Origin of the sequence: Photorhabdus cinerea (assembly GCF_011189575.1) — a bacterium.
GTDB lineage: Bacteria > Pseudomonadota > Gammaproteobacteria > Enterobacterales > Enterobacteriaceae > Photorhabdus > Photorhabdus cinerea.
This window is the reverse complement of the sequence record NZ_PUJW01000007.1, coordinates 98,508-124,693: the sequence shown is the minus strand read 5'-3', so window position 1 is coordinate 124,693 and position 26,186 is coordinate 98,508. Positions and strand designations below refer to the sequence as shown.

Annotated in this window: 22 protein-coding genes; 18 read left to right on the top strand and 4 right to left on the bottom strand. The window is 41.7% G+C overall.

Going from position 1 to position 26,186, the window contains the following annotated elements:
* Positions 1-13: 13 nt before the first annotated feature.
* The 13 genes from hflK (at position 14) to C5469_RS08610 (ending at position 14,005) form a co-directional block, all read left to right on the top strand.
* Positions 14-1,240: an FtsH protease activity modulator HflK gene (gene hflK / locus C5469_RS08670; RefSeq protein WP_166304977.1), complete on the top strand. Its 1,227-nt coding sequence runs from the start codon at positions 14-16 to the stop codon at positions 1,238-1,240.
* Positions 1,241-1,242: 2 nt separating this feature from the next.
* Positions 1,243-2,253, top strand: a complete 1,011-nt coding sequence (gene hflC, locus C5469_RS08665; RefSeq protein WP_166304975.1) for a protease modulator HflC — start codon at positions 1,243-1,245, stop codon at positions 2,251-2,253.
* Positions 2,254-2,401: 148 nt separating this feature from the next.
* A complete protein-coding gene (locus C5469_RS08660) occupies positions 2,402-3,700 on the top strand; it encodes an adenylosuccinate synthase (protein ID WP_166304973.1) in 1,299 nt (432 codons plus the stop codon).
* Positions 3,701-3,891: 191 nt separating this feature from the next.
* Entirely contained in the window at positions 3,892-4,317 is a 426-nt protein-coding gene (gene nsrR, locus C5469_RS08655) for a nitric oxide-sensing transcriptional repressor NsrR (RefSeq protein ID WP_054478350.1), read from the top strand.
* A 47-nt stretch (positions 4,318-4,364) separates the two neighbouring features.
* A complete protein-coding gene (rnr, locus tag C5469_RS08650) occupies positions 4,365-6,806 on the top strand; it encodes a ribonuclease R (protein WP_166305164.1) in 2,442 nt (813 codons plus the stop codon).
* Between the two features lie 116 nt (positions 6,807-6,922).
* On the top strand, positions 6,923-7,657 hold the full coding sequence (rlmB, locus tag C5469_RS08645; protein ID WP_166304971.1) for a 23S rRNA (guanosine(2251)-2'-O)-methyltransferase RlmB: 735 nt from the start codon (positions 6,923-6,925) through the stop codon (positions 7,655-7,657).
* 159 nt (positions 7,658-7,816) lie between these two features.
* On the top strand, positions 7,817-8,212 hold the full coding sequence (rpsF, locus tag C5469_RS08640) for a 30S ribosomal protein S6 (protein WP_036770502.1): 396 nt from the start codon (positions 7,817-7,819) through the stop codon (positions 8,210-8,212).
* 5 nt (positions 8,213-8,217) lie between these two features.
* Positions 8,218-8,535, top strand: a complete 318-nt coding sequence (priB, locus tag C5469_RS08635; RefSeq protein ID WP_166304969.1) for a primosomal replication protein N — start codon at positions 8,218-8,220, stop codon at positions 8,533-8,535.
* Positions 8,536-8,539: 4 nt separating this feature from the next.
* Positions 8,540-8,767 carry a 30S ribosomal protein S18 gene (gene rpsR, locus C5469_RS08630; RefSeq protein WP_000135199.1) on the top strand — a complete coding sequence of 76 codons (228 nt, stop codon included), beginning with the start codon at positions 8,540-8,542 and terminating at the stop codon, positions 8,765-8,767.
* A 38-nt stretch (positions 8,768-8,805) separates the two neighbouring features.
* Positions 8,806-9,258: a 50S ribosomal protein L9 gene (gene rplI, locus C5469_RS08625; RefSeq protein ID WP_166304967.1), complete on the top strand. Its 453-nt coding sequence runs from the start codon at positions 8,806-8,808 to the stop codon at positions 9,256-9,258.
* Between the two features lie 679 nt (positions 9,259-9,937).
* Complete coding sequence (locus tag C5469_RS08620; protein ID WP_242689421.1) at positions 9,938-10,603, top strand: pyridoxal-phosphate dependent enzyme; 666 nt, start codon at positions 9,938-9,940, stop codon at positions 10,601-10,603.
* Complete coding sequence (locus C5469_RS08615; RefSeq protein ID WP_166304965.1) at positions 10,600-11,790, top strand: argininosuccinate synthase; 1,191 nt, start codon at positions 10,600-10,602, stop codon at positions 11,788-11,790. Before C5469_RS08620 ends, C5469_RS08615 begins: the two co-directional genes overlap by 4 nt.
* A 517-nt stretch (positions 11,791-12,307) precedes the next feature.
* Complete coding sequence (locus C5469_RS08610) at positions 12,308-14,005, top strand: carbamoyltransferase family protein (protein WP_166304962.1); 1,698 nt, start codon at positions 12,308-12,310, stop codon at positions 14,003-14,005.
* A gap of 631 nt (positions 14,006-14,636) precedes the next feature.
* Here the strand turns inward: C5469_RS08610 and C5469_RS08605 are convergent.
* Positions 14,637-15,347 carry a helix-turn-helix domain-containing protein gene (locus tag C5469_RS08605; RefSeq protein WP_166304959.1) on the bottom strand — a complete coding sequence of 237 codons (711 nt, stop codon included), beginning with the start codon at positions 15,345-15,347 and terminating at the stop codon, positions 14,637-14,639.
* Positions 15,348-15,671: 324 nt separating this feature from the next.
* Between C5469_RS08605 and bamJ the strand changes: the two genes are divergently transcribed.
* Both bamJ and cysQ read left to right on the top strand, forming a co-directional pair.
* Positions 15,672-16,292: a BamJ family beta-barrel-assembly machinery protein gene (bamJ, locus tag C5469_RS08600; protein WP_166304956.1), complete on the top strand. Its 621-nt coding sequence runs from the start codon at positions 15,672-15,674 to the stop codon at positions 16,290-16,292.
* Positions 16,293-16,440: 148 nt separating this feature from the next.
* The gene (gene cysQ / locus C5469_RS08595) at positions 16,441-17,184 is read left to right on the top strand and encodes a 3'(2'),5'-bisphosphate nucleotidase CysQ (RefSeq protein WP_166305161.1); all 744 of its coding nucleotides are present in this window, start codon (positions 16,441-16,443) and stop codon (positions 17,182-17,184) included.
* 81 nt (positions 17,185-17,265) lie between these two features.
* Here cysQ and C5469_RS08590 read toward each other — a convergent pair whose 3' ends face one another.
* Entirely contained in the window at positions 17,266-17,820 is a 555-nt protein-coding gene (locus C5469_RS08590; RefSeq protein ID WP_166304953.1) for a YtfJ family protein, read from the bottom strand.
* A 288-nt stretch (positions 17,821-18,108) separates the two neighbouring features.
* Here C5469_RS08590 and C5469_RS08585 point away from each other — a divergent pair, with 288 nt between their 5' ends.
* Positions 18,109-18,315 carry a DUF1107 domain-containing protein gene (locus tag C5469_RS08585; protein ID WP_015836134.1) on the top strand — a complete coding sequence of 69 codons (207 nt, stop codon included), beginning with the start codon at positions 18,109-18,111 and terminating at the stop codon, positions 18,313-18,315.
* Positions 18,316-18,431: 116 nt separating this feature from the next.
* Here the strand turns inward: C5469_RS08585 and paeA are convergent, their stop codons facing one another.
* Entirely contained in the window at positions 18,432-19,754 is a 1,323-nt protein-coding gene (gene paeA / locus C5469_RS08580) for a polyamine export protein PaeA (RefSeq protein ID WP_166304950.1), read from the bottom strand.
* 156 nt (positions 19,755-19,910) lie between these two features.
* Entirely contained in the window at positions 19,911-20,558 is a 648-nt protein-coding gene (gene msrA / locus C5469_RS08575; RefSeq protein WP_166304947.1) for a peptide-methionine (S)-S-oxide reductase MsrA, read from the bottom strand.
* Between the two features lie 115 nt (positions 20,559-20,673).
* Between msrA and tamA the strand changes: the two genes are divergently transcribed.
* Complete coding sequence (gene tamA / locus C5469_RS08570; protein ID WP_166304944.1) at positions 20,674-22,416, top strand: autotransporter assembly complex protein TamA; 1,743 nt, start codon at positions 20,674-20,676, stop codon at positions 22,414-22,416.
* Entirely contained in the window at positions 22,413-26,186 is a 3,774-nt protein-coding gene (tamB, locus tag C5469_RS08565) for an autotransporter assembly complex protein TamB (protein WP_166304941.1), read from the top strand. The genes tamA and tamB overlap by 4 nt, the downstream gene beginning before the upstream one ends.

Sequence of the window (26,186 nt, the reverse complement as noted above, 5' to 3'; positions counted from 1 at the left end):
ATGGAGCTAAAACATGGCGTGGAATCAGCCCGGGAACAACGGACAAGACCGCGACCCGTGGGGGAGCAGCAATAATAATAGCGGCAACTCCGGCGGGAACAAAGGTAGTCGAAACCGTGGGGCATCTGATCTCGACGATCTGTTCCGTAAGCTGAGCAGTAAACTCGGTGGTTTCGGTGGGAATAAGGGCAGTAATGGTTCTGATCAGGGGGCAAAATTTGGCGGGCGTATTGTTAGCCTTGCTGTTGTCGCGGTCGTCGTGATCTGGGCCGCCAGTGGTTTCTATACGATTAAAGAAACAGAACGTGGTGTTGTTACCCGTTTGGGTAAATTGAGCCATATCGTGCAGCCAGGTCTGAACTGGAAACCAACGTTCATTGATGAAGTGGTTCCGGTCAACGTGGAATCTGTTCGTGAACTGGCGGCATCCGGTGTGATGCTGACTTCCGATGAAAACGTTGTTCGCGTGGAAATGAACGTTCAGTACCGTGTGACGAATCCAGCCGCTTATCTCTACAGCGTAACAAGCCCTGATAACAGCCTGCGTCAGGCAACTGACAGCGCGGTTCGCGGTGTTATCGGCAAATACACTATGGATAAAATCTTGACTGAAGGCCGTACTATTGTACGTAGCGATACCCAGAAGGTACTGGAAGAAACGATTCGTCCATACAAAATGGGTATTACTTTGCTGGATGTTAACTTCCAGACTGCCCGTCCACCGGAAGAAGTAAAAGCGTCATTTGACGATGCGATAGCTGCCCGGGAAAATGAACAGCAGTACATTCGTGAGGCGGAAGCTTACGCTAATGAGGTTCAACCGCGTGCAAATGGTCAGGCTCAACGATTAATCGAAGATGCTAAGGCTTATAAAGCGCGTGTGGTATTGGAAGCGCAGGGTGAAGTGGCGAGTTTTGCCAAGATGCTGCCTGAATATAAAGCAGCACCGGAAATTACCCGTGAGCGTCTGTATATTGAAACTATGGAAAAAGTACTGAGTAATACCCGCAAAGTTATTGCTAATGAGAACAGTAATAACCTGATGGTCCTGCCATTGGAGCAAATGTTCCGTAGCGATGCAGCCAGTGGTAAAACAGCCGTGGAAAGTCAGCTTGGTAATACCACTGTTTCTGGTTCGCACATTACTCGCCCGACAGCACCCTTAAGTTCAAACCGGACAGTAGATTACAACCGTACTGATAATCTGCGTAACGATACTGTCAGAGTAGGGAGACAATAATCATGCGTAAGTCATTCCTCGTTATTATTGTTGCTGTATTGGTGGTTTTGTATACTTCAGTGTTTGTTGTGCATGAAGGACAGCGCGGTATTGTTCTGCGTTTCAGTAAGGTTGCCCGTGACGCGGAAAATAAACCGATTGTTTATGCACCGGGTTTGCACTTTAAAGTGCCATTCATTGAAACAGTGAAAACACTTGATGCTCGTATCCAGACTATGGATATTCAGGCGGACCGTTTCCTGACCAGTGAAAACAAAGACCTGATTGTCGATTCTTACCTGAAATGGCGCATTATCGACTTCAGCCGTTATTATCTGGCTACCGGTAATGGTGATATTTCTCAGGCTGAAGTGCTGTTGAAACGTAAGTTCAGTGACCGTTTGCGTTCTGAGATTGGTCGTCTGGATGTTCGCGGCATTGTGACTGATTCCCGTGGTAAGCTGACTACCGATGTTCGTGACGCCCTGAACAAAGGTACGACTGACGGTGAAGCGGTGGCTACCAGTGAAGCCGATGATGCGATTGCCTCAGCGGCGGCTCGTGTAGAGAAAGAAACTGCGGATAAACAACTAGCTATTAACCCGAACAGTATGGCTGCTCTGGGGATTGAGGTTGTTGATGTGCGTATCAAACAGATTAACCTGCCATTGGAAGTTTCAGAAGCTATCTTCCAGCGTATGCGTGCAGAGCGTGAAGCGGTAGCCCGTCGTCACCGTTCTCAGGGTCAGGAAGAAGCAGAGAAATTGCGCGCAACATCGGATAAACAAGTGACTGAAACATTGGCAAGAGCGGAGCGTGAAGCCCGTACCTTGCGTGGTTCCGGTGATGCAGAAGCCGCTAAACTGTTTGCTGATGCATTCAGCAAAGATCCTGACTTCTATGCCTTTATCCGTAGCTTACGTGCTTACGAGAAGAGCTTCAGTGAAGATGGAAAAGATGTTCTGGTGCTAAGCCCAGATACTGATTTCTTCCGTTATATGAAAGCACCTGAAAAACGTGCAGCTCAGCATTGATAGATGTTTGAATATCTAAGTAAGGCCCGCATCAGGCGGGCCTTGTCGTGTCAGGTGGTCAACAAAAATAACAGATCTGATAAAAATTACTGAAAGGTGTGGAATGAGATGTTAGAATCCATTTTTAAGCAACCGAGTGAATTTTGAAATGGGTAAGAACGTTGTCGTATTGGGCACCCAATGGGGTGACGAGGGCAAGGGCAAGATCGTCGACTTGCTGACTGAACGAGCTAAGTATGTTGTTCGTTATCAAGGTGGCCATAATGCTGGTCATACACTGGTTATTAACGGTGAAAAAACCGTTCTCCACTTAATCCCATCTGGGATCTTGCGTGAAAATGTTATTAGCATCATTGCAAACGGGGTCGTATTAGCGCCTGATGCACTGATGAAAGAGATGAACGCATTAGAGTCCCGTGGTGTTCCTGTTCGCGAACGTCTGCTTATTTCAGAAGCTTGTCCGCTTATTCTTCCATACCATGTTGCATTAGATAATGCCCGCGAGAAAGCCCGTGGTGCAAAAGCTATTGGTACAACCGGTCGTGGTATCGGTCCTGCGTATGAAGACAAAGTTGCACGTCGCGGCTTACGTGTTGGTGACTTGTTTGATAAAGAAGCATTCGCAGCTAAACTGAAAGAAATTATCGAATATCACAACTTTCAACTGGTTAACTATTACAAAGAACCTGCGGTTGATTACCAGAAAACTCTTGACGAAATCATGGCTGTTGCCGATATCCTGACGGGTATGGTCGTTGACGTTTCTGACCTGCTGTACAAAGCAACTCAGAAAGGTGAATTGGTTATGTTCGAAGGAGCGCAAGGTACTTTGCTGGATATCGACCACGGTACCTATCCATACGTGACCTCTTCCAACACTACGGCTGGTGGCGTTGCAACAGGTTCCGGTTTAGGTCCATGCTATGTTGATTATGTTCTGGGGATCATTAAGGCTTATTCTACCCGCGTAGGTGCTGGCCCATTCCCAACGGAGCTGTTTGATGAAACTGGCAACTACCTGCGTGAAAAGGGTCAAGAGTTTGGTGCGACTACTGGCCGTAGCCGTCGTACCGGCTGGCTGGACATCATTGCTATCCGCCGTGCGGTACAGATCAACTCGCTGTCAGGTTTCTGTATGACCAAATTAGACGTGCTGGATGGCTTAAAAGAAGTAAAAATTTGTGTTGGCTACCGTATGCCTGATGGCCGAGTGGTTGAAACGACTCCTTTGGCAGCAGATGATTGGGAAGGTATTGAACCCGTTTATGAGCCAATGCCTGGCTGGGACGAAAGTACTTTCGGTGTGAAAGAGCATAGCAAATTGCCTCTGGCAGCGTTGAACTATATCAAACGTGTAGAAGAACTTACTGGTGTTCCTGTTGATATTATTTCTACAGGTCCAGATCGTTCAGAGACAATGATTCTGCGTGATCCGTTTGATGCCTGATTGTGTGAGATAATTAGGTAAAGCCGGGCTTTTCAGCCCGGTTTTTTGCTATTTATTATGGCCTTTTTTGCTTAACTACCAGAAGATCAACAGAATTTTGGCCAATCCATGGTATATAATTTGAACAAATGCTTATTTTTTCAGTTTGTTCTCGGATATATTAACTTATATCTCATTATCCAGAGGTTGATGTGCAGTTAACGAGTTTTACAGATTATGGCTTGCGCGCGCTAATTTATATGGCTGCTTTACCGCAAAGCCAGATGACCAGTATTTCTGAAGTCACTGATGTTTATGGTGTTTCTCGTAACCATATGGTAAAGATCATTAACCAATTGAGCCATTTAGGATTAGTGGATGCTGTTCGTGGTAAAAACGGCGGCATTCGTCTGGGTAAACCGGCAAAAGATATCAGAATTGGTGATGTAGTTCGTGCGCTAGAACCATTGTCATTGGTTAACTGTAGTCAGGAATCTTGCCATATTACGTCTGCATGTCGTCTGAAGATGGTATTAAATCAGGCAATAGAGAAGTTTTTAGAAGAATTGGATAAGCATACTTTAGCTGATATGGTTGAAGGCAATATCCCCCTTTATAAGCTGCTTCTGACCGAATGAAGAAATGGCGCAAACAGCTTGCTGATGACAACGGAGGAACAACTACCATGTCACAAGATCCTTTTCTGAAACGAGAGGCGGAAAAATATGAATCGCCTATTCCAAGTCGTGAGTACATCTTAGACATTATTTCTAAACGTGCTGTACCTGTAAGTCGCCAGGAACTGGCACAAGAGCTGAATCTGACCAATGATGAGGATCTTGAAGCATTACGTCGCCGTTTACGGGCTATGGAACGTGATGGTCAACTGGTTTTCACCCGTCGTCAATGTTACGCCTTGCCAGAAAGACTGGATTTATTGAAAGGTATCGTCATTGGTCACAGGGATGGTTATGGTTTTCTGAGGGTGGAAGGGTATAAAGATGATTTTTATCTTTCTGCCGAGCAGTTGAAAATGGCTATTCATGGTGATGTTGTATTGGCGCAGCCATTGCCTTCAGATCGTAAAGGGCGCAGTGAAGCGCGTATCGTTCGTGTATTGGTACCTAAGACCAGTCAGATTGTTGGCCGTTATTTTCTTGACTCTGGCATGGGGTTTGTCGTACCGGATGACAGTCGCTTGAGCTTCGATATCTTGATCCCGAAAGATGAGAGTTGTGGTGCTCGTATGGGGAACGTGGTAGTGGTGGAATTAACTACACGCCCAACGCGCCGCACAAAAGCGGTGGGTAAAATTGTTGAAGTGTTGGGTGAAACCATGGGAACGAATATGGCAGTGGAAATTGCCTTGCGTACTCATGAAATTCCACACAATTGGCCACCACAAGTGGAAAATCAGGTGGCATCTCTGGATGAACAGGTGCCTGAATTTGCGAAAGAAGGCCGTGTTGATCTACGTGCCCTACCATTGGTGACTATTGATGGTGAAGATGCTCGTGATTTTGATGACGCCGTTTATTGCGAGAGGAAGAGAAGCGGTGGTTGGCGTTTATGGGTTGCTATTGCTGATGTCAGTTACTATGTTCGCCCACAAACGGCATTGGATACAGAAGCCTGTAACCGGAGTAACTCGGTTTACTTCCCGTCTCAGGTTGTTCCTATGTTGCCAGAGGTGCTTTCCAATGGCCTTTGTTCGTTGAACCCACAGGTTGATCGTCTTTGTATGGTGTGTGAGATGACAGTTTCAGCTCAAGGAAAATTGTCATCTTATAAATTTTATGAAGCAGTCATGAATTCTCATGCCCGCCTGACATATACCAAAGTATGGCGTATGTTGCAGGGAGATGAAGAGTTGCGTGAGCAATATAAGCCTCTGGTTCAGCATATTGAGCACTTACATAAACTTTATCAGGCATTGGAAAGTGCCCGAGAGCAGCGTGGTGCGATCTCTTTTGAATCGGAAGAGGCGAAGTTTATCTTTAATGCTGAACGCCGAATTGAGCGGATTGAACCAGTTGTTCGCAATGACGCGCATAAACTGATTGAAGAGTGCATGATTCTGGCGAATATTGCTGCTGCGCGTTTCGTAGAGAAAAACAGAGAACCGGTGCTTTACCGTATTCATGATCGACCAAGAGAAGAGAGCATTCTTAACCTGCGTTCTGTTTTTAGCGAATTGGGATTGACTTTGCCGGGTGGCATGACGCCAACGCCAAAGGATTATGCGCAACTTATGCATCAAGTGGCGGAACGTCCCGATCGTGAATTACTGCAAACCATGTTGCTGCGTTCAATGAAACAGGCAATTTATGACTCGGAAAATCGAGGTCACTTTGGCCTGTCATTAAACTCTTATGCGCACTTTACTTCACCTATCCGACGCTATCCTGATTTGGTACTGCATCGGGCGATAAAATATCTGTTGGCAAAACAGGAAGGTATTGTTGAGCAATGCGGAACAACAACCGGTGGATGGCATAACGATGTGGAGCATATGCTGCAACTGGGCGAACACTGTTCTATGACTGAGCGCCGTGCAGATGAAGCGACGAGAGATGTTGCTGATTGGCTTAAGTGTGATTTCATGCAGGATCAGGTGGGCAATATTTTTACCGGAATTATCACCAGTGTGACAGGCTTCGGCTTCTTTGTTCGCTTGAGTGATCTGTTTATCGACGGCTTAGTACATGTTTCCACACTGCATAATGATTATTATCGCTTTGATAATGTGGGGCAGCGTTTAATTGGTGAATCTTCTGGTCAAACTTACCGGTTGGGGGATGAAGTTGAAATCCGAGTGGAAGCTGTCCATATGGATGAGCGTAATATTGATTTTAAATTGCTTTCCACTACCCGCAAAGCCCGGAATGCAGGCAAAACAGCGCGTGACAAGCTGAAAAAAGCAGAGCCTGGCCGTAGGGACGGTAAGAAAGGGCGTGGTTATAGCAAAGAGACTCGCTTTGAACCTGATGGTGCTTTCCGTAAAAAGAAATCTGCGGATAAGCCGAAAGGGAATAAGAAAAAAGATAAGAAAAAACCTTCAGCCGAAACACAAAAAATTGCCTCTAAATTCAAAGCTAAACGGGCTAAGAAAAGTGCAGAGAAGTAATCAAAGGGCTATTCCTTCCGAGGTAGCCTGAATATTTTAGTGTCTTGAATACAGAGAGCCTGATGGATAGGCTCAAAGTATCAGTCAGTACTGTATAATAGTGAAATAAGAAGATTATGAGTGAAATTATCTACGGTATTCATGCCGTTAAAGCTTTACTGGAGCGTGATCCTCAGCGTTTTATAGAAGTTTATGTACTGAAAGGGCGCGAAGATCGTCGTTTGATGCCTCTGATTAATGAACTGGAAAACATTGGGATGGTTGTCCAATTGGCAAATCGTCAGTGGCTGGATAATCAAACGGAAGGTGCTGTGCATCAGGGGATTATCGCCAAAGTGAAGTCAGGGCGTCAATATCAGGAAAATGACTTACCAGATTTACTGGCACAGGTGGACACGCCTTTTTTGCTGGTGCTTGATGGTGTGACAGATCCACATAATCTGGGTGCTTGTTTGCGTAGTGCTGATGCGGCAGGTGTGCATGCGGTTATTGTTCCCCGTGACCGTTCCGCTCAGCTTAATGCTACGGCGAAAAAAGTGGCATGTGGCGCTGCGGAGAGCGTACCACTTGTTTGTGTAACTAATCTTGCCCGTACTCTGCGTTTGTTGCAGGAACATAATATTTGGGTGGTTGGTACAGCTGGGGAAGCCGACCATACGCTATATCAGAGCAAACTAACAGGCCCCATTGCTTTGGTGATGGGGGCGGAAGGGGAAGGTATGCGTCGTTTGACCCGTGAACACTGTGATGAATTGATTAGTATTCCTATGGCGGGTTCTGTCTCATCCCTTAATGTGTCTGTTGCAACGGGTGTTTGCCTGTTTGAAGCGATGCGTCAGCGTAGTTCGTAGTAACGAAAAATATAAAGCGTTGTTCGCTCCTTGAGTTTTTTATGTGAGGCGGGTATAGTTACGCGTCAATTTTTCAGCCGCACTTAAACAAGTTCCTTGCCTCCACGGGCCGCGGTTGACCCTGACAGGAGGCTGAATAATCCGTAAGGAGCAATACTAATGCGTCATTACGAAATCGTTTTTATGGTCCATCCTGACCAAAGCGAACAGGTTCCGGGCATGATCGAGCGTTACAGTGCGACTATCACTAACGCGCAAGGTCAGATTCACCGTCTGGAAGACTGGGGTCGCCGTCAACTGGCTTATCCAATCAACAAACTGCACAAAGCCCACTACGTTCTGATGAACGTTGAAGCTCCGCAGGAAGTGGTTGATGAGCTGGAAACTAACTTCCGCTTCAACGATGCCGTTATCCGCAGCATGATTATGCGCGTTAAGCACGCGGTAACTGAAGCATCTCCAATGGTTAAAGCCAAAGATGAACGTCGCAGCCGCGATTACTCTCTGGAAGACGCCGGCGTTGATGCTGAAGAAGCTGGGGATTCTGAAGAGTAATAACTGTGACAACTAATCGTTTGGTGCTTTCTGGCACAGTGTGCAAAGCCCCTATTCGAAAAGTCAGTCCAGCCGGCATCCCTCATTGCCAGTTTGTACTTGAGCATCGTTCACAGCAACAGGAAGCCGGTCTAAGCAGGCAAGCATGGTGCAGAATGCCCGTCATTGTCAGCGGACAAACGTTACAAGTTTTAACTCACAGTATAACGGTCGGCAGTCGATTAACCGTTTTAGGATTCATTAGTTGCCATCAAGGTCGCAATGGTCTTAACAAACTGGTTCTTCATGCCGAGCAGATTGAATTGATAGATTCTGGAGACTAGCCAAATGGCACGTTATTTCCGTCGTCGCAAGTTCTGCCGTTTCACCGCGGAAGGCGTTCAAGAGATTGATTATAAAGACATCGCTACGCTGAAAAACTACATCACCGAGAGCGGTAAAATTGTACCAAGCCGTATTACTGGCACCCGTGCAAAATACCAGCGTCAGCTCGCTCGTGCTATCAAGCGCGCGCGCTACCTGTCTTTGTTGCCTTACACTGATCGTCATCAGTAATCGGCACAGTCCATTAACGACTCTGAGAGGATAAGGTAATGCAAATTATTCTGCTTGATAAAGTAGCAAACCTGGGTAGCCTGGGTGATCAAGTTAACGTTAAACCGGGTTATGCCCGTAACTACTTAGTACCACAGGGCAAAGCTGTTCCTGCGACTAAGAAAAACATCGAATTCTTCGAAGCTCGTCGCGCTGAACTGGAAGCTAAACTGGCTGACGTTCTGGCAGCGGCGCAAGCTCGTGCTGAGAAAATCAGCGCACTGGGTTCCGTTACTATCGCTTCTAAAGCGGGTGACGAAGGTAAACTGTTCGGTTCTATCGGTACCCGCGATATTGCTGATGCAGTGACTGCCGCAGGTGTTGAAGTATCTAAAAGTGAAGTTCGCCTGCCTAATGGTGTTCTGCGTACCACTGGTGAACATGAAGTTCATTTCCAGGTACACAGCGATGTATTCGCGAAACTGAACGTTAACATTGTTGCTGAAGCTTAATATCTAATTAACGGATGCAACAAGTAAAAAACGCTGGCAATGCTGGCGTTTTTTGTTTTGCCAATTCATTATTACCTTGTTCGGCTATAAGATTTTCTCTGATAGTTTCCGTTAAATCTGATTGCGGTTCTGTCTATGCTTTTCCAGAATATTCTACTATTATTTTACCTTTTAGTTCGTTTTATTTCTTGGTATTGGTAAAAACACCGTTGATTAGTGGGTAATAATTGGATTGATTTTTCCCTTCTCTAATAATATGGTATTACCAATTCAATTGTAATATGGGGATTTATTGCTAGATATTCTCTAATTTACCTACTTGCAAATATAATTTATATTCTTATTATATAGAAATAAGAAAATTAATAATCTTTATATTCCAATAATAATTTTAAAGATTTATATGGTTTTTTAGACTAAACTGTCAAGATTGACAGTAGACTTCTGCGCGGGAATTTATAATCATTATCTATGTTAATTAATTATTGTGTAAGAGCGTAGATAAATGAAATTACTTATAATAGGAATGATATTATTTTCTGGGATTATTTCTAAAATAGGTAATTTCATAGATAAATTAATCTATTAATGAAACATAAAAGTACTTTACTTATTTTAGAATAAAAATACCTTGTCATCGTTGTATATTTTTCACATTAGTCAAAAAATGAGAGACAAAATGGGTATGAAGACAGGTAAAAATATTATAGGCTTAGCCAAAAATATCGTAGAAGCATATCCAAATGCGTTCAGTCCTATGCAATTTGATAATCAGCTTAATCCCGATGAACATTATCACTCTACAGGACGTGAGTTGTATGAAACCTTTGGTGATAATTTGGCAGCTTGTTTTGCGACGGCAGGAAGTTGTGGAACGCTTACTGGGGTCTCCCGTTATTCGAAAGAGAAAAACCCACAGGTGCGAATTTATGGTGTTGAACCTATTGGATCTGTTATTTTCGGTGGTGAACAAGGAAAATTTTTGGTACAGGAAGCGGGGCTGCCATTTACACCTTCTATTCTCGATATCAATAACATCGATTTTACTTTAAAGGTTGCAGATATTGATGCATTCCGGACGGCAAGAAAATTAGCTAGAAGTGAAGGCATTTTGATTGGAGAAACGGGAGCGTGTTCGGTTTATGCTGCATTAGATCATTTAAATGATTTTAAGCCTAGAAATAATATTGTTGTCATTATTCCTGATGGTGGGGAACGTTACATAGACACCATTTATAACAATGCCTGGTTATCTGAAAATAATTTCTCAGAATTAATTGAGGAAAGCACAATGGAGCCTGGCTTAGAAGAAATTATTATAATAGAGGGGGGGCAGGCTAAATGAACTCTAATAGTGTTTTGGTGATTTATTATAATCGCCGCTACAATCCTCTTATCATCAGAAGTCTTAAATATGAATTTAAAGAGGTGATTTCTCTTTATATTGATGAGGGTAAAGTAAGAGATATTGAGGATATTGAAGACATTGAATTGGAGTGCATGGTTGCGGGTGCTGATAAATTTATTTATAAAGATTATCGAATACAATATGTTGAAAACTTTATTTTAAAGGCAATAAAAGCGAATGCTATTTATCAAAATGGTTGTTTTCTTAGTGCTGAACTTTCCCGATCAGCAATTGCTGAAGCGGCAGTTGAAGTGGCAAATGATCTTAATATTGATTATATTGCACATCAATTCAGTGGTAATGATCAAGTCAGAATGGATATGAATATAGAAATTCTGAATAAAATACCTATTGCTGCCTTGAGAGAGTTTAAATACGATGAAAATATCGTATTTAATTATGCTATGCGGTATGGTATTCCTCAAGAGTTTGGTGGTAATAACCCTTATTCTATTAATGAAAATATAGGCGGATTCAGTATCGAGAGCAGTCCGTTGGAAGAGTCAGAAATATTACTTCCTGAAGATGGAAAAGAGAAATTATTTGAGCATGCACTATCAGCCACTGAGCCAATATTTTTGTCATTAGATTTTGAGAATGGCGTACCTATATCACTTGATGGTGAAAAAAAATCATTATATGAAATTATTGAAATATTAAATGAGATTGGTAAAAAACTATCAATTGGTATTTTTGACATTGTTGAAGATGGCATTGTTGGTTTGAAAACACGTGCAATTTATCAATCACCTGCTGCACATGTATTAATTACCGCTCACCGTGATTTGGAATATTATTGTAGTAATCGTAATGAAAATTGGTTTAAAGAAATAATCGATAAAAAATGGGGTGAACTAGTTTATTCTGGGCTTTGGTATGATCCTTTATTAACTCATTTAAACCATTTTATTAATAGCATGAACCAAAATGTCAATGGTGAGGTTACACTTGAGTTAGGTTATAAGTATGTCAATGTTTGCTCTCGTACTTCAAAGACCAGCATTCATGATCATAATCTAGCAATATATAACCGAGGGAATTTATATAGTCAAAGTTATGCCGAGGTATTTGAAAAAACATTTAATATCTATAATAAACAAAACGCTAAACCTAAAATGAGATAAATTTCTTGATGAATCTTAATAACAAATTTTTTGCCAGTAGTTTCCGGTATGCTGACCGTTAGGGTGAAAGTCAGTACTATAGATTATTTTGAAAAATTGGGTTATGGCCTTAGATTATATAAAGAAGAAATAAATAAAATTAAAAAAGGGTATTCGGAGCTGAGGGTTAAATCTTAGTTATATATCCAGGATAATGTTTTTTTATGTGGTCATAGAATTTCAATTTTTTGATGAATATACTGTTATTTATTATCCAGAAATACTTACTAAATAAAACTAATATTATATTGCTGAAACATTTGAACGAAGAATCTCAATGCCATAATATGATGCCAAAGAATTATTTTTATGTAATAACATTTCAATAGGTAAATATATTCTAATGCATGATTTTTCTGTAGAGGTTGAACGTTATGGTTACAATTTCGTCAAATGCAATATGATTGAATTCTTAGCGATTGGTGGTAGCTTGTGCTGCTTGATATTAAAGATAAAATAACTATGAGGATAATAGGCCATGTATGTTTTAGGTATAAATTCTGTTTACCATGAATCAGCAGTTTGTTTATTAAAAGATGGAGAAACTATTTTTGCTATTGAAGAAGAGAGATTAAATAGGAGGAAACACGGTAAACCAGCAAATATTGATAATCCAGATGAACTACCATTAGCTTCCATTGAAGTTGCATTAAACTTTGCGGGTATTAGTTTGGAGGATGTGAGTCATATCGGGTATTCTATTGATCCGATAGAACGAAGAAAGTCAATCTTCATTGATGAAGTAACGAATGAAGGAAGCTGGGGAAGTGAATCAGGTGAATCAATTTTCTATCGTAAAATCACTTCAGTACCAGAGATTTTGCAATCAATGGGATTTCGTGGTCAATTTCATTGGGTTCCACATCACACCGCTCATGCGGCGTCTGCTTATTTTGTTTCACCATTTGATAAAGCGCTAACATTATCACTGGATGGTGTTGGAGAGGATAATACCGCAGGGGTATATCTGGGCGATGGTAATAGCATGAAAAAAATTAAAACCATTGAATATCCTAATTCAATCGGTTTTATGTGGGAAAAATTGGCAGAATTTCTGGGTTTCTCTGTATACGATGCCTGTAAGGTGATGGGAATGTCCGCTTATGGTAAACCTGAAGGTTTTATGCCGGCATTTCGACAATTAGTTAAGATTGGTGAGAAAGGCGAGTTTACTATCGATCACACCATTCTTGATTTCCGCATCGAAGAATTTTCTAAATTAGAATCCCTGTTTGGTATTGAGAAAAGAGTGCCTGGTGGAGAAGTTGCACAGGAATACTATGATATTGCTGCATCTCTTCAGCAAATAACTGATGAGATAGTTTTAAATATGGCTCGTCATTATTTGCAGGAAACAGCAACGAATAAACTCTGTCTTGCGGGTGGTGTTGCATTAAATTGCATAACGAATAAACGATTATATGAGGAATTGGATATCGAAGATATCTTTGTTCAGCCTGCCGCCCATGATGCAGGGACTGCTACAGGTGCCGCGTTATTTATTTGGCATCAGATTCTTGAAAATAATCAACGTTATCCTTTGACTCACACATATTGGGGGCTTGAATATAGTGAAGATGATTACCAGCGTAGTTTGAAAGCCTATGGTTTGGAGTGGACATATGAAGAGAATATTTATGAAGTAGTGGCAGGTTTATTGGCTGAAAATAATGTGGTTGGCTGGTTCCAGGGGAGAATGGAGTTTGGGCCGCGAGCGCTGGGTAATCGTAGTTTGTTGGCAGATCCGAGAAATAAAGATATTCGGGATTTGATGAATCGTAAAGTTAAACATCGTGAAATGTTCAGACCGTTTGCGCCTAGCGTACTACGTCAGCATGTGGCTGATTGGTTCCATGTTCGGAAAGAATTACCTGAAGCTGCAAAATATATGCTGTTGGCGATGGATGCTAAAGTAGATAAAGCATCACAAATTCCGGCAGTCGTTCATGAGGATGGTACTGCTAGAGTTCAGGTTGTAGATAGTGGGTCAAATTCAGGTTATGCTCAGTTGATTGAGGAGTTTTATCGGAAAACAGGTGTTCCTATGTTGTTGAACACCTCTTATAACGATAGCGAACCAATCGTTTGTTCTCCTGAGGATGCTATTAAAACTTTCATGAAAACAAATATTGATTATTTAGTTCTGGGCAATTATTTGATTAAATCTATTCATTAATTTTTTAGTAGTAAAAGTCTATCCCAGCAGGCGTAATTGGTTCAGTTAATTAGAGAATTATTTGTTATAAGGAATAGAAAATAGAATAGCTTAATGGGATAGATAATAAGGTTGAGGTAATACTAATGATACACAGAATTTTCATAAAGTTATTATGTTTACTGTGCTTGTATTAGTGTATACCTCGACCAATAGTGCTTCACTTTCATCTTTAATGAAGTTCAATAGTTGGAAAATTTTTATGATTTTGTTCCGTATGGTGTGATGATTAAACCTAACTGTGGTCGGGGAAATCTTGGTGTCGTGGCTGTCAAAGGTAGAAGTAAAATTCCTGTTGTTTTTACTCAATCTGTTATGCAGCTTGGCGGTAATTAAATTCTTGCAGGAAATCTTAGTTGATCATTTAGATTATGAAATAATTGCAATGAAAATTAATTTGGATAAGAATTCATACACTTAAGAAATACCTAAGAGTAATAATGATTTCTGTGGTTATGTTTGTGTGCATATTAATGATGAGTATATCAAATGTGAATCCCTGGTGAATGAGATTAATGATGGTTGCCAGAGCATTTTGGCGAATTATATTTCATAGCTCCATCTGGTTAGAGCCTCAATCTGGCTATAATTATTATATAATCAGGTTATACGCTATTGCTTTGGCAACCGCAGCAACTTTGTTGGGGACAACTAATTTTTCCATAACGTTATTAATGTGGAAATTAACTGTTCTTGTTGATATATCCAGTATATTGGCTATTTCAGCAGATGTTTTTCCTTCGCAAGTCCATCTTATTACTTCGACTTCTCTTGTGGACAGTGTTGGAACGATTATCTTATCCTTTTTATTTTTTAAGTTATTAAACGTTTTTATGCATTCATTCGCTAATATTCCTAACATTCCTGCTTTGTTAAGTATTTCATTGTGGGAGATAGCGCCTTCTTTTCTGGACACTGAAAAAATTGATCTTTCCCCATGGTAGCCTTTGATTTTAATTGAAATACTGTTTCTAATCTCATTTTGATTGGTTTTTTTAATCATGAAGTCAGTATGCTTTGATGTTTTATCATTACAAATTGAAGGGATAGAGAAAATAAAATCACCATTCATTAGTTGATCACTGTCATGATTGTCATTTCTATTATAACCACCCATGGCTTCTGTGTTTAAATTGGTTATTAGAACATATTTTTTTGTCGTGAATGGGTATTTTTCTTCTTGATAAATTGAGTAGAATTCAAAGTCCAGATAATTTATAGCATTTAGTACCTTATCTTCTAATTCTGGTATGGTTTTGGTCTTCTGAATTTCCGATAAGGCTTCATTAAATAAAGTATTCATAAGATTTCTCCCATTAAACAATATTTTCAATAAAACTAATTTTATATCAGTAATATTTTATTCATATAATCAATTATAAGTAAAAATATTTTTAAAGAGATTATTTATATTGAAATTTTAAGAAGTAAAGACGCTAATCTGGAGCAATATCCTTAATTGAGTTCTATATTTTTTAGTAAAAAAACTACCGTAACCCTTTGTTCTACCTCCAGAGAGTGAGGAATCGTGGCTTGAATATTTCCCTCTGATGATATCTTCAGTTTACCCTGTTACATAGCACTGCTATGCTTGCAAGCCTAATTTGATTTAATCACAGGTATTTTCATGGCAAAACTTTCTTTTGACTCTATCGAAGCACAAGCAAGTTATGGGGTTGGCTTGCAAATTGGTCAGCAATTATTGGAATCTGGCCTGCAAGGTCTGGAGCCCGAAGCACTGTTAGCAGGGTTATGTGATGCGTTGGAAAGTCAGTCTCCAGCGGTGCCAGTTGAAACACTGCATCGTGCTTTACGTGAAATGCATGAACGTGCGGATAGTGTGCGCCGTGAACGTCAGCAGGCTATGGCAGAAGATGGTCAGAAGTTTCTGGCAGAAAACGCTCAGCGTGATGGTATAAGTACGACAGAATCTGGTTTGCAGTTCTCAGTACTGAAACAGGGTGATGGTGCAATTCCTGCCCATACTGACCATGTACGTGTTCATTATACTGGCCGCTTAATTGATGGCACTGTGTTTGACAGTTCAATTCAACGCGGTGAACCTGCTGAATTTCCAGTAAATGGTGTGATTGCCGGATGGATCGAAGCATTAACCTTGATGCCTGTTGGTTCTAAATGGGAACTTTATATCCCACATAATTTGGCTTATGGTGAAAATGGTGCTGGTGCATCGATTCCTCCATACAGTGCGCTGATTTTTGAAGTGGAGTTACTGGATATTCTATAATTTTATCCAGGAATATGATTTAAAAATAGCCGGTATATCCGGCTGTTTTTGTTTTGATGATAGTAATAAAACTCTTACAATCCCAGTAAAAGCTCAATCAGTAATATAGTCTAAAATGATAACAGATAACTAACCGCAGAGGTGTATGATGCTAGAACAAATCTGCCAACTGGCCCGGGAAGCTGGCGCGGCTATTATGACAATTTATCAGGATGAACATCCTTTGAAAGTTGAGCATAAGCAGGATGATTCACCGGTTACTGTGGCTGATATTGCGGCTCATAAAATAATTAAAGCTGGATTATCCCGCATTGCACCGGAAATTCCGCTGTTGTCGGAAGAAGAGCCGCCTGCTTGGGAAGAAAGGCGTGATTGGAAGCGTTATTGGTTAGTTGACCCTCTGGATGGGACTAAGGAGTTTATTAATCGTAATGGTGAGTTCACGGTTAATATTGCCCTGATTGATGAGGGAATCCCGGTGATGGGGGTGGTATATGCTCCAGTGCGGGATACGCTTTATTCAGGGCAGGGGCGGCAGGCATGGAAAAAAACCGGTGGTGGTCAGTGGCTACCGATTAAAATTCGTGATGCCAATCCCCCGATGGTGGTTGTTAGCCGCTCTCATATGGATACAGAATTGGAAGATTATCTCAATCAGTTAGGTGAACATCAGACTGTTTCTGTTGGTTCTTCATTGAAATTTTGCTTGGTGGCCGAAGGAAAGGCACAACTTTATCCTCGCTTTGGGCCAACTCATATCTGGGATACCGCGGCGGGCCATGCTGTAGCAATTGCTGCTGGTGCTCATGTGACAAACTGGAAAGGTCAAACTCTGGATTATACGCCTCGTGAATCATTTTTGAATCCGGGATTTAGAGTAACAATTTTTTAGCTGCGGCGGTTTTTTAGTAAAGATCGTGGTGATAATTGCAAATCGAAACGTATCTGCAAATCGTTATCACCACGAATGTTTTTATTGTAATTCTTTACGAACTAATTCAATGACGTGTTTGACTTCGCTACCACTTAATGCCCCTTCTTTGGCAAACTTCGCTACGCCGTTTTTATCCAGGACAATAATGGCAGAACTTTTAGGCTCCAACTGCCATGATTTTTTGGCTACGCCATTGCTATCAGCGATAAATTGGGACCATGGAAACTCTCTTTTACTGTCTTCAATACTGCTACGGACAAATGGCCCAGTACCGAATATTGCATCATTAGTATTGATGATAGTGGTTGTTTGATATTTTTCTTTTGGAAAATCAGCACGTTTTATCTCTTCTATCAATGGAGCATTCATCTCTTTAGCTGCACTGCGACCTGCAATATGTTGTATGACTCTCACTTTTCCAATCAGTTTTCCACTATCCCAATTTTGGTAGCTAAACTTGTTATTATTGAGTAGCAGTTCTCCTTTATCAGAAATACTGACCGCAGGAACTTGTTGTTCCAAGGTAATGTTGTGAGCGAATGCTAAAGCGGGAGAGCAAAGTAGCGCAGCATATAACATGAAATTCTTTATCATAATTTTTCCTTTATAAGTGAATGTGACGATGCACGGGTTTTTAGCATAGCGGTTATTAATGGATTTATCCCTTTAAAGAAGATCAATTTTTTAACATTAAGTAAGACATAAAGTTACATAGTTATGTATGTCTAAATATCTGTCATTTTATGTAAATTCAGTGAATAGAACTAAAAATAGGAGGAACAAAACTCGATAAATTCAGTCTATTATTCTACATAACGGTATGGTGTATGTAGTTGGTTCACCAAGGTAACCGTAAGAAGCATTAAGAGGAAAAAAGCAGAGATGAAAATTTTTCACCAATATAACCCACTGAAAATTGCTCTCTACGTTAAAACCCTATTCCGTGGACGTTTATACATTAAAGATATGGGGGCTTTTGAGTTCGACTGCGGTAAAATTTTACCACCGAAGGTGAGAGATAAGCGCCATTTTAGTGTGATGAGCGAAGTTAATCAGCAGGTGTTACGTTTGCAGGCCGAAATAGGATAGATAACGAGAAAAGCCGAGCAATAGCATACTGAATAATCAGCGCCACAAATTAAGTGGCGCTTAATACAGAAATATTAAACGGTTTAGATAGATGAACCGTTTTTACTTATTGATTATCACCGAATGGGTGATTCTTGTATTGGAACTGTGGTTAATGTATCTGTGATTTTTGTGACTAATAGCTGATCGATTTTGTAGTTATCAATATCGACAACTTCAAACTTATAACCAGCAAACTTGACAGAATCGGTACGTTTTGGAATTTTCCGCAGCCGAAACATCATAAAACCCGCTATAGTTTCGTAGTTGCTGGAGTCAGGGAAATCATCGATATCCAGTACCCGTTGTACATCATCAATAGGTGTGCCACCTTCAACTAGCCATGAATTCTCGTCACGGACGATAATCTGTTCTTCCTGTCCCTGACCAACTAAATCGCCCATCAGTGTGGTCATAACATCATTGAGAGTAATTACACCCATCACCAGTGCGTATTCATTCAAGATGATAGCGAAATCTTCACCAGCAGCTTTAAAACTTTCTAGTGCATCTGAGAGTGTCAGAGTATCTGGAATGATTAGAGCATTGCGGAGCTGGACGCCTTTATTGAAGCTCAGGCTCTGACCACTTAGGACACGGTTAAGCAGGTCTTTAGAATCGACATAGCCAATAACATGATCGATATCGCCATCACATATCAGATATTTGGAATGTGGTTGGGTAGAAACCTGTTGTTTGATACTTTCTTCACTTTCATTTTTATCAAAATAGACGACACTTTCTCGTGAGGTCATAGCCGAAGGAACAGTGCGAGATTCAAGTTCGAATACGTTTTCAATCAGTTCATGTTCTTGCTTACGGAGGATACCTGCGACAGCGCCTGCTTCTACAACAGCAAAAATATCATCAGATGTGATGTCTTCATTTCGAGCCATCGGAATTTTAAAGATCTTAAAGATAAGATCAGCCAGGCCATTAAACAGCCAGACTAATGGGCGGCAAATTGCCAGGCAAAAACGCATTGGGTTAACGATTTTCACTGCGACAGCTTCTGGTTTGATCATGCCAATACGCTTTGGTGTCAGGTCAGCAAGCAAAATAAACAGACTTGTCACAATGGCAAATGAACAGATAAAGCCTAGTTGTTCTGCCCATTCATAGCTCATAAATTTAATGAAAAAAGCTTTTAGTGAAGGAGAGAATGCAGATTCACCAACAACACCAGCCAAAATGGCAACTGCATTTAGGCCGATTTGCACGACAGTAAAAAACATTCCCGGCGTTTCTTGTAATTTGAGGACATGGGCTGCGTTGACATTACCTTCATCTGCCATCAGCTTTAATTTGATCCGCCTTGAGGCGGCGAGAGAAATTTCAGATAACGAAAAAAAGGCGCTTATCGCACACAGTAAAAGCACCACTAATAGACTATTCAACATAAAGTATCCATGTTTTACCTCCGGTGGTAGGGTAGGTTGTCATTGAAAGAACACCGGAGGAAACAGTAAAAATCATATAAAATAAAAAGTTGCAATAAATACAGAAAGAAACTATTTATTATCGTAATAATTATAACATTAACTTAAATAAATCGGCTAGTTTTTATCCATTTGTGGCAAGCAAACACCAATACCACCTAACCCACAATACCCTTCAGGATTTTTAAACAGATATTGCTGGTGATAGTCTTCTGCAAAATAGAATGGCCCAGCTTCTGTGATTTCCGTTGTAACAGGACGGTTATCTCCTTGCTGTTGCATTGCCTTTTGGAAATGTTCACGGCTGGCTAATGCCAATTCATGCTGTTGAGGTGACACAGTATAAATTGCGGAGCGGTACTGAGTGCCAATATCTCCGCCTTGGCGCATTCCCTGAGCCGGATCGTGGTTTTCCCAGAAAAGCTTTAATAGGTTTTCATAACTATTTTTTGCCGGATCATAAACAATTCTGACAATCTCAGCATGTCCAGTCAGACCGCTACAGACTTCTTCATAAGTTGGATTCGGTGTTGTGCCACCGCTATAACCTGCGGAGGTCGTGTAAATATCAGGTTGTTGCCAGAATAGACGCTCTACGCCCCAGAAGCATCCCATACCAAAATAGGCAACTTCCATATTTTCTGGAACAGGCTCTATCGCATGGTTGGTGACAACATGGTCTGATGAAACCTTAAGTGGTTCTGTTCTGCCTGACAGTATGTGTTGAGAATCAACAGATTGGATCTTGTTAGTTGAAGTTGGCAAAATTCCCTCTCGTAATTATTAGGTTTTCAGATATTAATAGATTGTATATATTATAAACTTTAATCAAAATAAATTTTATTATAGTCAAATTATTCCGATCAGGTTAGGAGTTCGCGTGTCGAGATACCCCGTTTTATGTTTTCTTTGTGTGTCTGTCGCAACTCCCATCGCTCATAGTGCTAGTCTTCGCCTGAAAATGGAAGGATTAACAGGCAATTTAGAAAAAAATGCTCGAGTTCATCTTTCAACTATCAGCACTGACGAAGTTGCTGCTGATGGTCGTTTCCGCTCTCGCGTAGATAAAGCGATTCGTGAAGGTTTGCGACCTCTTGGTTATTATGAACCTATCATTGAATTTACCTATCAGGAAAATAAACCTCCCGCTCGTTCGGTATTAACAGCAAAAGTCATCGCGGGTGAGCCTGTACGGATTGCCGGTGTTAATGTTGTTTTGGAAGGTGGAGCTAAGACAGATGGAGATTATGCCAAACTTGTCAAAAGCAAAAGTCCGAAAAAGGGGACAATTCTTAATCATGGTGAATATGAAAGCTTCAAAAGCTCTTTAACTGGACTTGCTATTAGAAAAGGTTACTTTGACGCCGTCATGAAGAAGAACCAATTAGGTGTTTCCAAAGAGCGGCATGAGGCATTCTGGGATTTTGATTTTGACAGTGGTGAACGTTATCGCTTTGGTCCGGTATATTATCAAGGCTCACAGATTCGCGAAGATTATCTGAGTAACTTAGTTCCGTTCAAAGAAGGGGATTTTTATACCTTAGAGCAATTGGCAGAGCTGAACCGGCGACTGGCAGAAACCGGCTGGTTTAACTCGGCACTAGTGACACCTGATTTTGCTCCTGCCAGAAAAAGAGGTAATAGGACTCTCCCTCTTGATGCGGTCTTAACACCACGTTCCGGAAATTATGTTGAACTTGGGGGTGGCTATGGCTCAGATGTGGGGCCACGGGTTAAGGCTAAATGGGCAAAACCGTGGCTTAATTCCCGTGGACACAGCTTTAATACCAGCGTCAACCTTTCTGCACCCGAACAGATTATTGATGCCAGCTATAAAATGCCGCTAAAAGCGAACCCTCTGGAGCAGTATTATGCGTTGCAGACCGGTTATAAACGCAAGGATCTCAACGATACCGTATCAGATACTGCGACGGTGAATCTTTCTCGTAATTGGGATCTCTCTACTGGCTGGCAGTATGGAATCAACATGCGTTGGAGTCTCAGCCACTTTACTCAGGCGGATGTCACTAACACCACTATGTTGTTGTATCCGGGAGCGAATGTCAGCCGTATCCGCCAGCGTGGTGGTACGATGCCTTATTGGGGCGATAGTCAGCGCTATTCCATTGATATCTCTGATACTACTTGGGGTTCTGATGTGGATTTTTTGGTATTACAGGCGAAAAACGTTTGGATAAGAACTTACTGGGATAATCATCGCTTTGTTGTTCGAGGTAATCTGGGTTGGATAGAAACTAATGAATTCCAGAAAGTTCCACCTGATTTACGTTTCTTTGCTGGTGGTGATCACAGTGTCCGTGGCTACAAATACCAGAAAATTTCTCCTAAAGACGATAAAGGAAAATTAACGGGGGCATCTGCATTGATAGTGGGTTCTCTCGAGTATCAGTATAACGTAACGGGTGATTGGTGGAGCGCGGTTTTTGTTGATACAGGTGAAGCAGTCAATGATATTAAAAACAGCGACTTCAAAACCGGCGCAGGAATTGGTGTGCGTTGGGCTTCTCCTGTCGGGCCAATTAAGTTTGATCTTGCCAGGCCAATAGGGGGTTCAGAATCCCATGATATCCAGTTTTACATTGGATTAGGATCTGAATTATGAGATGGATTAAAAAGATCAGTATTGCTTTTTTGCTGACGGTTACTCTGTTGGTCATTACTGCGGCTGGGTTGATAGGAACGCAATCTGGCTTGCATTTTATGATTAACAGTGCTGCCCGTTGGGTCCCGGGGCTGGATATAGCTAGCGTCAGTGGTGGCTGGCGTGATTTAACCCTGAAAGAAGTCAGGTATCAGGTGCCCGGTGTTGATGTCAATGTGGATCAATTCCACCTTTCGTTACGTCTTTCTTGTTTGAAAAACAGTCAGTTATGTATTAATGCATTGACGACGGAAGGAGTGAAAATTGCGATTAACACTAAACAATTTCCTGTTTCGGAGGAACTATCACCAGAATCAGAACCTCTGACTGAGCTAAGGACTCCGTATCCGATTTCACTTGATTTGCTATCTGTTAAAAATGCCACTGTTACCGTAGATGATATGGTAATTGCCCTTGATGAATTCAGAACAGCGGCTCAGTGGCAGCAAAAGGTGTTAACTTTTAAGCCAACTCAAATCAATAAGTTATTAGTTGGATTGCCAAAAACTACCCCTGAACAATTGAAAATTGCGGAAGCAGCAAAGAAAGTAAAACAGGAGGTTGAACCGGAAAAGTCGCTGGGAGAAATCCTGAAAGAATTGTTCTCTCAGCCGTTACTGGAAAAGTTACCGGAAGTGCCTATTCCACTGGATATTACTGTTGAAGAGATCAGTGGTAAACAATTACAGCTGACCGGTGATACCAATATCACAATCAATGACTTATCACTGCAACTGAGCAATCAGGGGCAGCAGATTCAGCTCAATAAACTGAATATTAATGCGCCGGAAGGCTCTTTAGCTATTAATGGCTCAGCGACTCTGGCACAGCAATGGCCAGTAAAACTGACAATAAAAGGTGAATTGAATCGGCAAGAGATACAAGGGCAAAAAGTTGATTTGAAGCTTGATGGTGCCTTGCTGGAACAACTCAACTTGGGTCTGAATTTGTCTGGTCCTGTCAGCGCTAAACTTGATGCCCAGGTAGAATTAGCTCAGGCCGGGTTGCCAATGCGTGTAACGCTTGAAAGCCAGCAATTTAGCTGGCCTTTGACTGGAGAGCCTGAGTATCAGCTTGATAGTATAAAAATGCGGTTGAATGGTAAGGCCAGTGGTTATGACTTGTCATTACGCTCGGATATTAAGGGTAATGAAATTCCACCGGTATTACTCGTGCTGGATGCTAAAGGTAATGAAGAGCAGTTCAGGTTGACTCGTTTACGTCTGTCTGCTTTGCAGGGAAGGGCTGAATTAACCGGTGTGGCAGATTGGAGTAAAGCGGTAAGTTGGAATACGGTGCTGACACTCTCTGGGATCAATACTGCGAAAGAGTGGCCGGAATGGCCAGCCAGAATAGATGGCAAAATTGTTACCCGTGGTAGCTTGCACGGTGGTAGTTGGCAGCTCCAGATCCCGGAAATCACACTGGATGGCAATGTAAAACAGAACTTGGTAAAAGCCAGAGGTAAGGTTTCTGGTAATGCTGCTGGTCAGTGGAATATTCCTCAGTTTGAGCTGGCTTTGGGGCGTAATAAAATGAATTTCCAGGGGCAGTTGTTCAAACAATGGAAACTTGATGGCGATATCAATGCACCGAGACTGGATGGTTTATTGCCGGGGCTTGGCGGTGTGGTTAATGGAACACTGAAACTACGTGGTAGTATGCAAGCACCGCAGCTTTTGGCGGATCTGAATGCTAATGGATTGAAATGGCAGGATCTGCGCATTGATAGTGTAAATGTGAAGGGGAATGTGCGTTCTGCTGAACAGATCCAGGGGGATCTTGCTGTCAATGTCCGTCAGTTAAAACAGGTTGACTTGATCATCCGTAATCTAACGCTGAATGCCAAAGGCAATGAAAAACAGCATGATTTGCAACTAAGGATCGATGGCGAACCTGTTTCCGGTCAATTTGCACTTAACGGTAGTTTTGATCGCAAGCAACAACGCTGGAAAGGCAACATCAACAATACCCGTTTTGACACTCCGATTGGAGAATGGCGTTTAACTAAACCTATTATTGTCGATTATCTCAACCCGCAGCAAAAAGTGACTGTGGGTACTCATTGCTGGCTGAATCCACATGCTCAGCTGTGTGTACCTAAACCGATTGAAGCTGGTGCTAACGGCAGCGCATCTGTTGTTCTTGAACGTTTTGATCTCGCTATGATCCAACCATTACTGGGACCTGAAACACAACTGAAAGGTGTATTTAGTGGTAATGCAGATGTTAAATGGAGTGCGGGACATGGATTGCCTCAAGCTAATGTTAATTTGCGCGGTAGCGAGGTGCAGGTTAAACAGATGGTCGATGGTGTTGCACTACCCGTAGATTTCCAGACACTGACACTCAAGGCTGGCTTGAAGAATGGTACAGCGGAGCTAGATTGGTTGTTTAAAATCATGGGAAATGGTCAGTTTAACGGTGACGTACAGATTGCAGATCTTGAAGGGCGTCGCAAACTATCTGGCAATGCAGGTATTCAGGATATCTCACTGGCATTGATTAAGCCAATCCTTGATAAAGGCGATAAAGCTGAAGGTCATCTGAACGCTAATCTGCGCCTGGGAGGAAATGCCAAAAACCCATTACTGTTTGGCCGACTGGCTCTAAGTTCACTGCAAGCTTCGGGTCATTGGATTCCATTTGATATTACTCAAGGGCAACTTGGGGTAAATTTTGATGGAGTGCGCTCTGCTCTTGATGGTGTTATCAAAACGCCTAAAGGGCAACTTAACTTAAGTGGTGATGCTGACTGGCATGATTTGAATGCATGGCATGCAAGAGTTGCCGCTAACGGTAATAAGCTGAGGGTAACTTTTCCTCCAATGGTAAAAATTGATGTTAGCCCTGATCTGGTATTTGAGGCTTCACCTCAATTGTTGAAATTAGATGGTAATGTTGATATTCCTTGGGCGCTCATTACAGTTAAGGAATTACCAGAATCGGCAGTTGAGGCTTCATCGGATGAGGTTATATTGAATGAGAACTTTCAGCCATTAGAAGAGAAAAAAGCATCAATTCCGATTCAAAGTAATTTGACGATTCATATAGGGGAAGATGTTCGCCTCAGTGCTTTCGGCCTTAAAGCTCAGCTTAAAGGTGATCTGAAAGTTGCTCAAGATAAGCAAGGTCTAGGTTTGAATGGTCAAGTTGATATTCTTGATGGTCGTTTCCACGCTTATGGACAGGATTTGATCGTCCGCAAAGGGCTGATTATGTTCTCAGGTCCACCGGATCAGCCATTGCTTAACATTGAGGCTATCCGTAACCCAGAATCAACTTATGGCCGTGTTATTGCTGGGGTGAGAGTGACGGGTCTGGCAGATCAACCAAAAATAGAAATTTTCTCAGAACCTGTTAAATCACAACAGGAAGCGCTTTCCTTCCTGTTGCGTGGAGAAGGATTAGAGAGCAGTGGCTCTGATAACTCAAAAATGACGGCTGTGCTGATAGGCTTAGGAGTTGCACAGAGTGGTCAACTGGTGGGTAAAATCGGTGAAACATTCGGTGTTTCCGATTTGGCACTGGATACACAAGGGGCTGGCGATAAATCACAGGTGGTTGTTAGCGGAAGGATTACAAAAGATCTGCAAGTTAAGTATGGTGTTGGTATATTTGATTCGCTGGCAACGTTAACCTTACGCTATAGGTTAATGCCTAGATTGTATCTGGAAGCAATGTCTGGTATTGATCAGGCATTGGATTTGCTCTATCAGTTTGAGTTTTAA